Below are 13443 nucleotides of genomic sequence, written 5' to 3'. Positions count from 1 at the left end.
ATTCTATTTTAGGATAAAATGTTAATTTTTACTTATCTTACATAGAAAGGGATGTTTGTGATTTTGAAAAAGACTTATAAAGTCGTATTAACCTGCACACTCTTGCTGAATCTGGCCCTGTCCTCTGCTGCAATGGCCGCACCCATCGACGTCGACGTGAGTAATTTGAAAGAAGTCCAAACTTCTGGACCGGAAAAGGCTTGGGTTGGAGAATGGAAAGGCGACGATACGATTATTGTGGACACACAAGGAAATGTTACTACTGTTGGAGAACTCAAAGAGTCTTCAAGCTTTGTGCCCCCAGCAGATGACAACCTTATAAATAATGAATTGTTGGCACCGGAGCTAATAACACCTACTTTTGAACCTGATTCTCCGCAAGCAACCCTATCTTCCGCTTATGGTCATGCATGGCCGTATACAGCCGAAAATAGCTATGGAATTAACTGTTATGGTTATGCCTTAAGATTTCCAGGGGCAATCAACCCTGGTGATGGAGACGGGGTCTCAAATGTCAGAGATCCTGCCTATTTTACTAATGTGTATTATACTGCTGGTCTTGTGGTTCAAGATGGCAATACGAATCCTTTATATTTTAAGCCAGGTTGGCGGATACTTCCGGGCCGAACTGCAGCGATTAATTCCGATGAACATCGTATTGCACTTAGAGTGGGGTGGATCGACTCAAATGGGAATGGTAAAGTCGATATTCCTGAGGATAACGTTGATTACCACTTCATGCTTCAAAATAGCTCAGGTTTATGGTCAGAGAAACATGGACATCAACCTTCTCAAAACACAGCAATTTCAGATCCTAGCAATTTCGTCTGGAGCAATGGCTCTCATTATGGTTTTTACAATAGCGTGACCGTTTATATTGCTGCAAAAATATTTTAGAATTTCATAAACATTACGTATGGAATAGCGATAGTCTTTTTTTTGAAGATTATGGCTATTCTTTTTTAGTTTCGAATTGTTTATGGGATGATGTATACACTTTTTAACTTTGGTATGATACAATTAAATTGTACACAAATTAAATAAAGGTGGTTATTTTGATGGTATGGGTAGCTAATATTATGGTCGGTGTTGTTGCGTTAATACATATCTATATTGTTTATTTAGAAATGTTCGCTTGGTCAAAGCCAAAAGGGCTTCGAGTCTTTGGAATGACACAGGAAGTTGCGGATGCTTCTAAAACTCTGGCCGCGAATCAAGGGTTATACAATGGATTTTTGGCGGCAGGTTTAATTTGGGGATTGGTTCATCCGAATGTAAATTTCGGCCATCAAATTGAAATCTTCTTCTTGGCAACAGTTATTGTGGCGGCATTATATGGCGGACTGACGGTGAAAAAGTCTATTTTGTTTATGCAAGGTCTTCCAGCCTTAGTTGCATTAATCCTCGTGGTTTCGATTTAAGATAACTTAGAAGTAATCGATTAGGTTTCTACCTCGCGTACATGCGTGGTGGAGCCCTTTTTTGCGTAAGATCAAGAAATTATTGGGAAAGGATATGCGCTGGTTTAAATGCAGAAATTATGAATAGGTGTACTAAAGAAACAGCAAAGAAGTGGTAGATTAATATGTTTTAGGTAAAGGTGCGGCCTTTAGATAAGATGAAAGGGGGACTTTAGCAAACTTATTGCATGCTTGTGTGGGCTGAAAGAGTAGACGAAATGGCGTTTAATCTGAAAGTTCTAGACTTTAAAAGTAAAACCTTATCATAAAAAAGAGCTGCTTCCCAGCAGGGATCACCTGTCGGGAAACAGCTCTTTTTATGTGCTGGTTAAATGAGGATCTTATTTAATAGATGCTGTATAAATCGCTTCTACAGATTTGGAGAGGAGCGCGTTAAACTCTTCTTCTGATTGTCCAGCGCTTAGTCCCTGCGATAACGCACGTGAGAAGCTGGCAATCAGCCCTTGATTATGGGCGAGCTTATCGTTTGCTTCTGCTTGTGTGTAACCGCCTGATAAAGCGACAATTCGCAAAACGTGAGGATCATCCATTAATTCGCGGTAGAAATTATTCTCCGTTGGAATGGAGAGCTTAAGCATGACCTTCACGTCTTTGCCCAGCGTAGACAATTGGGCCGATAGTTCTTCTTTTAGCAGCTTCTCTGAAGCTGTTTTATCAGCAGTGTGGATATCAACTTCCGGTTCGATAATAGGAACGAGTCCCGCTGCTATAATCTGCTTGCCGATTTCAAACTGCTGTTCTACCACCTTTTTTATACCGGCAGGGTTAGCCTCTTTAATCACCGAGCGCATTTTTGTACCGAAGATGTTACGTTCGTTGGCCCGCTTCAGAAGATCATTCAAGCCGGGAATAGGCTTCATTAGTTGTACTCCGTCCTCAGGGTCGGCAAGCCCTTTATCGATTTTCAGGAAAGGCACAATACCTTTTTTCTCCCATAGAAAATCGGCAGTATATTGACCGTCTATAGAACGATCCATTGTGTTCTCAAATAAGATTGCACCCAGTATATGCTTAGAATCAAATGCAGGGCTCTTGATAATGCGCGTTCTCATCTCGTGAACCAACCCATACATTTGATCTTCATTAGAGTAACTGTCCTCTGCAACACCATATTGCAGCAGCGCTTTTGGTGTACTGCCACCACTTTGATCCAAGGCAGCTATAAATCCCTGTCCCGTCCGAATTCGTTCCCATTGCTCCATATTCATGAAAATTCTCCTTCCTTTCGTGAACTGAATGAAAATTCTTATGTTCATTAACTATAACACTTAATGTACCGGCTCTAAACAAATGGTATTGTAAACTCGGCTGGTAACTAGTTCGTCATGAGTAGTTTTGAATCTGCGATATAAGGACTTCTGGGTCCGGTTGTTCTATGAGGATGACGTGGTATCGACGTGTGTGGTCTTCTGAGTCCGGATTAGCCAAGATAGACGATACTACATCATCGTTCGGACTGTATTGCAGCTATTTGGTGTTTTTGGAGCATTATTCAGAAGTATCGGACCGCAAAGCTCTTATTGCCAAGTTTTTGCTCCAAAGAAGAGTGGATTTGGTCGAATAGCTGCATCCGAGTCCGATAGCAGGGCAACATGGCCTAAATCTGCGAAATAGCGTCTCCTGAGTCCGGACCGTCGATGGCGAGGACGAGTAGCCTCAGCAGACGATTAAGAATCGACATATAGCGTCATCTGAGTCCGGATTAGCCAAGATAGACGATACTACATCATCGTTCGGACTGTATTGCAGCTATTTGGTGTTTTTGGAGCATTTTTCAGGAGTATCGGACCGCAAAGCTCTTATTGCCAAGTTTTTGCTCCAAAGAAGAGTATATTTGGTCGAATAGCTGCATCTGAGTCCGATAGCATGGCGAAATGGGCTAAATCTGCGAAATAGCGTCTCCTGAGTCCGGACTTTCGATGGCGAGGACGGTAGCCTCAGCAGACGATTAAGATCGACGTATAGCGTCATCTGAGTCCGAACCCATAGTTAGTGTGGACATAAAGCCTCAACTGACGAGTACGAATCGACGTCTGAGGTCACCTGAGTCCGGACTAGCCAAGATTGACGATAATACACACCGTAACGGACTGTATTGCAGCTATTTAGTGTTATTGGAACATTTTTCAGAAGTTTCGGACCGCATAGCTCTTATTGGCAAGTTCTTGCTCCAAAGAGGCGTACATTTGGTCGGATAGCTGCATCTGAGTCCGATAGCATGGCGAAATGGGCTAAATCTGCGAGATAGCGTCTCCTGAGTCCGGACCATACATGGTGTGGAGATAAAGCCTCGGCAGACGCGTGCGAATCGACGTTTGAGGTCAACTAAGTCCGACTAGCCACTATTGACGATACTACATCATCGTAACGGACTGTATTGCAGCTATTTAGTGTTTTTGGAGCATTTTTCATAAGTTTCGGACCGCATAGCTCTTATTGGCAAGTTTTTGCACCATAGAGGCGTACATTTGGTCGAATAGCTGCATCTGAGTCCGATAGCATGGCGAAATGATCAAAATCTGCGAAATAGCGTCTCCTGAGTCCGGACCATACATGGTGTGGAGAAAAAGCCTCGGCAGATGAGTAAGCATCGACTTATAATGTCCCTGAGCCCGAACCCATAGTTAGTGTGGGCATACAGCCTCGGTTGATGAGAACGAATCGACGTTTGAGGCCACCTGAGTCCGTCCCCTCCATGGTGTGGACATGCAGCCAACGCAGACGAGTGAGAATCGACGAATAAGGTCTGTTAGGTCCGATCTCGCAGCAGTCGGAGATGCGGGTAAACATAAATGTTACTCCAAGCAGAAACTAAAGACGCTCTATGCGAACTTTAAAGTGATCCCCCAAAGCGCACACCTAGCAAACTTCAAGACATTCACAGGGTTCACCTAGCAAACCTCAACTCGTTCCCAAAGGTACTCTTTACAACATATTGTCCTCTTGGGAGACTCCAAGTCATTCCGAAATGCTGAGTGAAAATTCCTTCGAAGTATTCTCTGATAATATTCCTCGAAGTAGTCACTTTTTATGCTTAATTCCCAAACTTGGAATCAAATCGCATAGTCTTCTTCGAGGCGCGACAGACCAATCCAGTCAATTACTTAAAGTTAGTTTGAAACACAATGGAAGGATGATCACATTTAGGCGACTGGGAATTTTGATCATGTTATAAACAGCTTTGTATGAAGAATTTTAAATCAGAGTGTGTAAAGTTAGAGCACCTAAACCCATGCTGGGAGCGGGTTGTTAACTTGCTCGCGGATTATTTCCTAGTAATTTAATATGAATAATCCAATAAGATAATTGGTGTGACATTAATCATAATTACCAATTCGAAGCTTTGTGAAAATAATAACTTTTCGTAAATGTCGAAATGAGGTTGACGAATAAAAATATCAGTCGTATGATTGATTCTACTGAGTATGCTAGTAATTAAAAGTAAGTTAATAAATAATATATAATAGCAGGAGGAATGAAAGTGGAATCATCAACATTTGTGCTTTTTGGCGCTACAGGAGATTTAGCAAAACGTAAAATCTATCCTGCACTATATAACCTCTTTTTAGATGGTCAAATTTCAGGTCCTCTCTCAGTGATTGGATTAGGAAGAAGAGAAGTTTCAACCGAAGCTTTCCGTAAGCAAGTCCTGCAATCTTTGCAGACATTTTCTAGACAACCGGCAGTAGAATCTCCACAGTTGCAGGTTTTCTTGGAAGCTTTTGAATATAGCGTTCTAGATGTAGGTAATACAGAAGATTATTTTAAGCTCCTGGAGCATGTTAAACGTCGTGAGCAATTTTTTAACATTCCGGAGAATCGGATGTTCTATTTATCGGTGGGTCCTGAGTTTTTCAAGGAAATTGCCGCCAATATTCATTCCAGTGGTCTGGGATCGACGAAGGGCTGGAAGCGTCTGATTATTGAGAAGCCTTTTGGTACAGACTTGCAAACAGCAAGAGAGTTAAATGACAGCTTGAATGCCGTATTTGCAGAAGAAGAGATTTTCCGAATTGACCATTTCTTGGGTAAACCGATGGTTCAGAATCTGGAAGTTCTAAAATATTCAAATCCTGTACTTAGAGCACTGTGGAAAAATCGTTATATCGCAAATGTGCAAATTACGGCGAGTGAGATTGTTGGCGTTGAAGAACGGGCAGGCTATTATGATAAAGCTGGGGCACTTCGTGATATGTTCCAGAACCATATGCTGCAATTGCTCATGATGATGGCGATGCAGCTTCCAAAAGGCAGTACACCTGAAGAGATCCGCGGGAAGAAAAGATATGTCATGGAGCGCCTCATTCCGTTAAGTAAAGACGAGGTTAATCAATACGTTGTCCGCGGACAATATGCTGAAGGTGAAATTAAAGGTAAATCTGTTGCAGGATACTTAGATGAACCAGGAATTAGCCAATCCTCACAAAATGAGACGTTTATTGCAGCGCGTTTGTTTATAGATGATCCATTGTGGAATGAAGTTCCGTTCTATATCCGTACCGGCAAGAGAATGAAAGAGAAATCAACAAGAATTGTTATAGAATTTAAAGAACCGTTTAATGATAACAATAACAAAAATAAAGGGAATGACGTTCCAAATCTACTCATCATCGAGATCGGTCCAAATGAAGCCATTACGCTTCAGTTGAATACGAAGGATCAGTTGCAGAAAGGGAAACTTGAACCTGTCCTCGCTACTTATGAAGCCGGAACTTCAGACGTACCAGAAGCTTACGAAAATCTGATCTTTGATGCGCTTCGTGGTGACGCCACTTTCTTCGCTCACTGGAAAGAAGTCGAGCTGTCATGGCAATGGGTTACACCAATCCAGGAAGCTATGGAGGAGGGGCTAATGCCACTTCATACCTATGCTTCAGGTTCTTATGGTCCAAATGCGGCTATGGAGCTTTTGGGTGAAGACCGCTGGTGGTTTGATGATGCAGATCAGGAGTCAGATGTTCTCGACGCTCAAGCAGAAGTTGCAGCAGCGCAGGAATCTATACGGCCAGGGGCTTAAGCCCCTGCCTGTTTTTTTTGCCAATTTAGCTAAAATACATCATAAGAATCTATAAATCGGAGGGAATTTACATGAAAGTAGGATTAGTTGGGTTAGGAAAAATGGGTTTTAATTTGGGTCAAAATTTGCTGGATCATGGACATGAGGTTGTTGCTTTTGATCTGAATGCACCTGCTGTAGAAGAAATGAAAGCTAAAGGCGCTAGTGGAGCAGTTACGCTTCCTGAATTGGTGCAGCAATTGGAAACGCCAAGAATCATTTGGATCATGGTTCCGCATCAGGTCGTTGATTCTGTAATCGCTGAACTCACTCCACAATTGTCTAAAGGTGATATCGTTATTGAAGCAGGAAACTCGCACTACAAGGAATCTATTCGCCGGTATGAGGAATTGAAGGAGCACGGAATTCACTTTATGGATGCAGGCACCTCTGGTGGTATGGAAGGGGCGCGTAATGGCGCTTGTTACATGGTTGGCGGAGATCCCGAAGCTTGGGAAGTTGTGGAGCCAATTTTCCGTGATACAGCTGTAGAAAGCGGCTTTTTATATGCTGGTAAAGCAGGTAGCGGCCATTTTCTAAAAATGGTGCATAACGGTATCGAATACGGCATGATGGCTGCGATCGGTGAAGGTTTTGAGGTTCTGGAAAAGAGTGAATTTGACTACAACTTTGAGGAAGTAGCTCGGGTGTGGAATCACGGCTCTGTAATCCGTTCATGGCTGATGGAACTTGTGGAACGCGCCTTCTCGAAGGACGCTAAACTAGATGAGATCAAGGGCATTATGCATTCGTCTGGTGAAGGCAGATGGACGCTTGAAACCGCCTTTGATCTACAAGCGGCGACTCCGGTTATCGCAATGGCGTTATTGATGCGTTACCGTTCCCTTGAGACCGACACATTCACTGGCAAAGTAGTTGCTGCACTGCGGAACGAGTTCGGCGGACATGCTGTGGAAACTAAATAAAATTGGCCGACTCTGAATTGAGTGTTTACAAGCTCGAATTTCCCGCAATTTATGTTGCGGAGAAATTTGGGCTTTTTATTTTAAGGGGGATAGATAATGGGAAGTATAGATGGAGTACGAATTTAATGCAGTTTACATATTTTAGGGGTAGAAGGGTAAGTTAGGAAGCAAGGGGGAGATTTCATGCAAAGTGGAATTCGTGAGCGACTTCATTTTCTAAATAAATTTCTGCATGCGCCCCGACAATATGGTAGTGTGACTCCCAGTTCACATTGGCTGGCCCAGACGTTGCTTGATCCAGTGCCTTGGAACCAAGTGCATTCTATGGCTGAGTTGGGTGCGGGGACTGGTGCAATCACAAGGTTTATTCCGCGTGGAGAAAAGACCGGTATGAATGTTCTTCTATTTGAAATAGATCCTGATTTTCGCAGTCAATTAAGAGAGGAATTCCCCGGATGTTTCTGCAACAACGATTGTCTCCGGCTGCGTCTTGCGCTTCATAACAGCAGTCTGGAGAAGCTGGATTGTATCGTGAGTAGTTTGTCTTTGATGAATTTCTCGAAGCCAGACCGCACTAGGTTTATGGAACAGATCACGTCTTCTTTAAAAGAAGGAGGGTGGTTTATAACCTATGAATATTTTCCGCGGATGAAAACAGAGTTGAGCCAGCATTTTGAGATCCTACACACGAAGTGGGTGCTGCTGAATTTTCCGCCAGCGCTTGTATATATTTGCAGGAAAAAAACCACAACGCAAGTGAAGCGCGAAAATCCCAAATCAACAGTCAACGTAGTCCCAATCTCTCAGGTTTATACAGAAAGATAATCATCTCCATACAACAAATGCCGTCACCCATTACTCATTGGGGAACGGCATTTTTAATTGGGCGCCGAAGGCGTTTGAGCCCGATTAATAGAGAAGCTCGATATTCTCTTCGTTCAGGCGTTTCAACCAAACCTCAGAAGGCTGGCGGTCTGTGATCAAAAAGTCGATTTGGCCAAGCTCGATCAGCTTCGTAAAGGCGGTCTTATCGAATTTGGTGTGATCGGCCAGGAGTATGACCTTGTTAGCTTGACGTAGCATATATTTCTTGAGCTCACACTCCGGTTCATTAGAATCTGTGATGCCCCGCTCCATATCAATTCCTTTACAACTGATAACCGCAGTGTCCACATTGTATCTTTGAATGGTGTCATGTGCTACAGGACCCACGAGTGACATGGATCGGTAACGTAAAGAACCACCGGTAGAGATGATATCCATCCCTGAATTCGAGAACTCATGCAAAATATTAATCGAGTTCGTGATAATGGTCAGATTGTTTTTATTGCCAAGCAGTTTTAGAAACTCAAAGGCTGTGGAGCTAGGATCCACCATTAACGTATCTCCATCATTGATTAAATCGAGCGCCTTGAGGGCGATTCCCCGTTTGATATCTGTATTCAGCGCATTGCGTGTAACAAAAGGCAAATCCTCGTTCGTGTGACGATTCAGCATGGCCCCGCCATAGGTTCGGCTCAGAATGCCATCCTTCTCCAGCTTCTCCAAATCTCTGCGTATCGTCTCTTCTGTAACTTCAAACATCCGGCTTAGATCAGAGACTAATACTCGTTTATCCTGATGAACAAGATCTATTATTTTTTTGCGTCTTTCAGCTGCAAGCATAGGGATCACCTTTCCGAAATCTGTATATTCCTTAATCTTAGCTCCAAATATCTGTGTTTTGCAATAAAATCAACGTAGAATCATGTTTGTTTTCCAATAATATTCACAAAACGGATATAAAACAAATAAAAACAACACAAATAATATTTAAAATGTTGACAACAAAGATTTGCAGACATACGATGAAGGAGAAAAGAAGTCCTGTAGTGGTAATTAGATTTGAAAGATACCAGAGCCGGCCCAGTTGCGATTCAGAGGCCAGCCTGAGGCGCTGCAGCCGGAATACTACGCTCTAGCTTGCAGAGTTGTGTGTAAAACTTTGGTGTTGATAAATTAACTTTAGGAGGCTGGTCAAGCAATGAGCACGCATGTGTATTATGTTCCATCGATCAATATTATGGGCAAGGGATGCTTGCAGGAGATTGGTCCATACATCCAAGAACTTAAATTAAAAAAGGCGCTAGTAGTTACGGACAAATTCCTTATGAAAAGTGGCATTGCTGGTAAATTGCTGGCGGTATTGGACGAAGCGGGGATTGAATATGCCATCTATGATGAAGTGAAACCCAATCCGACCTGTAAAAATGTCCACGATGGCGTTGATTATCTCAAGTCGCAGAATTGTGATTATCTGATTTCCATCGGCGGTGGATCACCACAGGATACTGCCAAAGCCATTGGTATCATTGCCACAAATGGCAGTCATATCAAAGAATATGAAGGTGTACACAAGTCTAAGCATAAATCACTGCCGATTGTCGCCGTGAATACCACTGCTGGTACTTCGGCTGAAGTGACCATTAACTATGTAATCACAGACGAAGATCGCAAAGTGAAGATGGTTATGGTAGATAAAAACAGCCTTGCGACGATTTCAGTCAACGATCCTGAGCTTATGGTTGATAAACCAGCTGCACTTACCGCGGCCACGGGTATGGATGCACTGACTCATGCGATTGAAGCGTTGGTGACGCCAGGAGCTTATCCGGTAACTGATGCTACGGCACTAGCCGCAGTGGAGCTAATTTTTGCTAACCTGGCTCGTACTGTGAAGAATGGCCATGATATCGAAGCGCGTGAACAGATGGTATACGCGATATTCCTTGGCGGATTGGCTTTCAATAATGCGGGGCTTGGTTATGTGCATGCGATGGCGCATCAGCTGGGCGGCGTATACGATCTGCCGCACGGCGTATGTAACGCGATGCTGCTGCCTTTTGTGGAAGAAGAAAATGCCAAATATGTGCCTGAGAAATTCAGATCCATTGCTAAAGCGATTGGACTTAATGTAGAGAACCAAACGGATAAACAATGCGCGGATTTCGTAATTGAGTCGATCAAGGCGTTGTCTAAAGAAGTAGGGATTCCAGCCAAATTATCCGAGCTTGGTGTAGAAGAAGTAGATCTTGATCTTCTGGCTGAAAATTCGATGAAGGATGCTTGTGCACCAGGGAACCCTTTTATTCCTACTAAAGAAGAAGTTATTACACTGTTCAAAAAAATATTATAAATCACCCCTTATCATAGGAGATTGTTTATGAATAATCACATCGCCGTTGACATCGGTGCCTCAAGTGGGCGATTGGTGCGCGGAATATTGCAAGAAGGTATTCTTTCCTTAGAAGAGCTTCATCGCTTTAGCAATAGCTTTACGGAACAAGAGGGTTCCTGTTTCTGGGACATTGATTATTTAGTAGAGCAGATTATGATCGGGCTTCAGAAGGCTAAAACCGATGGAATTACTACCTGTACGCTCGGTATTGATACATGGGGTGTAGATTATGTGCTGGTAGATGCGGACGGGAATCGTGTTCAGGAAGTATACGCCTACCGGGACCGCAGAACGGATCTGGCTGTGGATCTGGTGGCAAAGCAGCTTTCACCACAAACCGTCTATGAAAAGACAGGAATCCAGCAGTTATCCATCAATACCTTGAATCAGTTATATGTTCATAATGAAGAAGAGTTAGCGCAAGCGGATCAAATTTTACTTGTACCAGATTATCTATATTACCGACTGACTGGCCGCAAGATCAATGAGGTTACTATTGCATCTACAACACAGCTGTTGAATCTGGAAAGCCGGGATTTTGACGATGACCTATTAGAATTCTTGAATATCAGGAAAGATCAATTTTCAAAATTAACTGAGCCTGGTGTAGTGGTTGGTCCTCTTGACGAAGCTTTAATCCAACAATATGACCTGCCAGAATGCCAACTGATCTGTGTGGCTTCCCATGATACGGCCTCAGCAGTGCTAGGTGCTCCACTTCAAGAAGGCTCAGCTTATATCAGCAGTGGAACTTGGTCTTTACTCGGTGTAGAAAGAACGGAGCCTCTAAATTCTCTACAAGCCATGCAGGCCAACTACACCAATGAGTGGGGAGCCTACGGAACTTATAGATTCCTCAAAAATGTAATGGGCTTATGGCTTATTCAAGAGGTTCGCAGATTACTGAACAATCGATATAGTTTTACGGAGCTTGCAGAGCTTGCACAGGGAGAAGAAGGGTTTCGCAGCCTGATCCCTTGTAATGCACCAAGGTTTCTTAATCCATCCAACATGATAGAAGAAATCCGCAGTGCCTGTATGGAGAGTGGGCAGCCCATTCCGGAGACACCTGGACAGTTAGCACGTTGTGTTTTTGACAGCTTGGCGTTATCCTATCTAACTTATTTGGAAGAGTTGGAGGAGCTGACAGAAGGTCGGATCGAGGGATTGCAAATTGTCGGCGGCGGGGCGAACAACCGGCTTTTATGCCAACTAACAGCTGATGTTATCGGCAGGGAAGTAAAGGCTGGACCAACGGAAGCGACTGCTCTAGGAAATATAGTAGTGCAGATGATTAGCACAGATTCCATTGCAGACATAACTGAGGCAAGAGCTATTATCGAACAATCTTTTGAAATAACATCATACATTCCGCAGCCGATCAAGCATTTTGATAACATTCTAAATCGCTGGAGAAGCCTTCATCTGTCCAGAGTGAATGAGCTTATCTAAGCGAAACAGACATTGCACTATTTTAGGAGGATAAACAGCATGGATCAGAGCATTATCACTAGCTATAACGAAGCCAAAAAACTATACGCCGCCCACGGTATTGATGTGGATAAAGTGCTGGAGCGACTCGCGCAAATTAAAATTTCCATACATTGCTGGCAGGGTGATGATGTAAAAGGTTTTCTTTTTAAGGAAAAAGAACTAAGCGGGGGCATTGCGGTAACGGGAAGTTATCCGGGCCGGGCGGGTACACCAGATGAACTACGTCAAGATTTAGAAAAGTCGTTATCTCTTATTCCTGGTAAACATAAGGTTAACCTGCATGCTATTTACGCAGATACAGATGAACCTGTAGATTTGGATGAACTAGAGCCACGACATTTTCAATCCTGGGTGGATTGGGCGAAGGAGCAGGGCTTAGGGCTTGATTTTAACCCTACTTGTTTCTCACATCCGAAAGCAGCCGATGGATTCACTCTCAGTCATTCGGACGCGGAGATTCGGGATTTCTGGATCAGACACTGTAAAGCTTCACGTACGATCGCTGAGCATTTTGGGCGGGAGCTGGGTCAGCCTTGTGTGACGAATTTTTGGATTCCAGACGGTTATAAAGATACGCCAGTAGATCGGCTAGCTCCAAGAGTACGTTTAAAAGAGTCGCTGGATGAGATTTTTAGTCAGGAAATAGATCCGCTTTATAATATGGATGCCTTGGAAAGTAAACTGTTTGGAATTGGCTCTGAAAGCTATGTGGTAGGTTCTCATGAATTCTATATGGGTTATGGTTTAACAAATGGAAAAGCAATCTGTCTGGATGCGGGACATTTTCATCCTACAGAAGTGATTTCGAATAAATTATCTTCGATTCTGATGTTCAGTGAGCAGCTGCTGCTGCATGTTAGCAGACCTGTCCGCTGGGACAGTGACCATGTGGTAACGATGGATGATGAGCTGCTGGAAATCGCCCGTGAATTAGTTCGTGGGGACTTACTTCCTCGTACAAATATTGGATTGGATTTCTTTGATGGCAGTATCAATCATCTCGCGGCATGGGTCATTGGCACCCGCAACACTATTAAGGCGTTGCTGCGTGCGATGCTGGAACCCGTGGAAGAACTTAAGCAAATCGAGCAGTCCGGGGATTATACTTCACGTCTTGCTCTGGTAGAAGAGTTCAAATCGTATCCGTTTGGAGCGGTCTGGGATTACTACTGTGCATCACAAGGTACACCGGTGCGTGAGCAATGGCTTACTGAAGTCAAAAATTATGAACAGGACGTTTTGTCTTTAAGATAAAAGTGGATACGGAGA

At 43.4% G+C, this 13443-nt stretch carries 11 protein-coding genes; 9 read left to right on the top strand and 2 right to left on the bottom strand.

Annotation, left to right across the window (positions count from 1 at the left end; translation table 11 throughout):
* Window positions 1-63: 63 nt before the first annotated feature.
* Both NYE72_RS17585 and NYE72_RS17580 read left to right on the top strand, forming a co-directional pair.
* Entirely contained in the window at window positions 64-897 is an 834-nt protein-coding gene (locus NYE72_RS17585) for a hypothetical protein (protein ID WP_036688074.1), read from the top strand.
* 161 nt (window positions 898-1058) lie between these two features.
* The gene (locus NYE72_RS17580) at window positions 1059-1421 is read left to right on the top strand and encodes a DUF1304 domain-containing protein (protein ID WP_036688073.1); all 363 of its coding nucleotides are present in this window, start codon (window positions 1059-1061) and stop codon (window positions 1419-1421) included.
* 380 nt (window positions 1422-1801) lie between these two features.
* On the opposite strand, the gene NYE72_RS17575 is transcribed toward NYE72_RS17580, so the two are convergent.
* Window positions 1802-2689: a fructose bisphosphate aldolase gene (locus NYE72_RS17575; protein WP_339210109.1), complete on the bottom strand. Its 888-nt coding sequence runs from the start codon at window positions 2687-2689 to the stop codon at window positions 1802-1804.
* A gap of 173 nt (window positions 2690-2862) precedes the next feature.
* Between NYE72_RS17575 and NYE72_RS17570 the strand changes: the two genes are divergently transcribed.
* The 4 genes from NYE72_RS17570 to NYE72_RS17555 all read left to right on the top strand — a co-directional run bounded on the left by NYE72_RS17570 (window position 2863) and on the right by NYE72_RS17555 (window position 8288).
* Window positions 2863-3045 carry a hypothetical protein gene (locus NYE72_RS17570; RefSeq protein WP_143763725.1) on the top strand — a complete coding sequence of 61 codons (183 nt, stop codon included), beginning with the start codon at window positions 2863-2865 and terminating at the stop codon, window positions 3043-3045.
* A gap of 1917 nt (window positions 3046-4962) precedes the next feature.
* A complete protein-coding gene (gene zwf, locus NYE72_RS17565) occupies window positions 4963-6498 on the top strand; it encodes a glucose-6-phosphate dehydrogenase (protein WP_036688070.1) in 1536 nt (511 codons plus the stop codon).
* Window positions 6499-6569: 71 nt separating this feature from the next.
* Complete coding sequence (gene gnd / locus NYE72_RS17560; RefSeq protein ID WP_036688068.1) at window positions 6570-7463, top strand: phosphogluconate dehydrogenase (NAD(+)-dependent, decarboxylating); 894 nt, start codon at window positions 6570-6572, stop codon at window positions 7461-7463.
* 183 nt (window positions 7464-7646) lie between these two features.
* Window positions 7647-8288 (top strand): methyltransferase, encoded by a 642-nt coding sequence (locus NYE72_RS17555; RefSeq protein WP_051491555.1) that lies wholly within the window; start codon window positions 7647-7649, stop codon window positions 8286-8288.
* Window positions 8289-8372: 84 nt separating this feature from the next.
* Here the strand turns inward: NYE72_RS17555 and NYE72_RS17550 are convergent, their stop codons facing one another.
* Window positions 8373-9128: a DeoR/GlpR family DNA-binding transcription regulator gene (locus NYE72_RS17550; protein WP_036688147.1), complete on the bottom strand. Its 756-nt coding sequence runs from the start codon at window positions 9126-9128 to the stop codon at window positions 8373-8375.
* Between the two features lie 358 nt (window positions 9129-9486).
* Between NYE72_RS17550 and NYE72_RS17545 the strand changes: the two genes are divergently transcribed.
* Genes NYE72_RS17545 through rhaA form a run of 3 tightly spaced genes read left to right on the top strand, consistent with a single transcriptional unit; the run spans window position 9487 to window position 13428 of the window.
* Window positions 9487-10638 (top strand): iron-containing alcohol dehydrogenase, encoded by a 1152-nt coding sequence (locus tag NYE72_RS17545; protein ID WP_076142134.1) that lies wholly within the window; start codon window positions 9487-9489, stop codon window positions 10636-10638.
* 27 nt (window positions 10639-10665) lie between these two features.
* The gene (rhaB, locus tag NYE72_RS17540; RefSeq protein WP_076142133.1) at window positions 10666-12132 is read left to right on the top strand and encodes a rhamnulokinase; all 1467 of its coding nucleotides are present in this window, start codon (window positions 10666-10668) and stop codon (window positions 12130-12132) included.
* Between the two features lie 39 nt (window positions 12133-12171).
* Window positions 12172-13428 (top strand): L-rhamnose isomerase, encoded by a 1257-nt coding sequence (gene rhaA / locus NYE72_RS17535; RefSeq protein ID WP_036688063.1) that lies wholly within the window; start codon window positions 12172-12174, stop codon window positions 13426-13428.
* The last annotated feature ends 15 nt before the right edge of the window (window positions 13429-13443 follow it).

It is taken from the genome of Paenibacillus sp. FSL L8-0333 (genome assembly GCF_037965665.1).
Lineage (GTDB): Bacteria > Bacillota > Bacilli > Paenibacillales > Paenibacillaceae > Paenibacillus_AQ > Paenibacillus_AQ odorifer.
The sequence above is the reverse complement of the archived record's forward strand: the minus strand, read 5'-3'. Positions and strand labels throughout refer to the sequence as shown.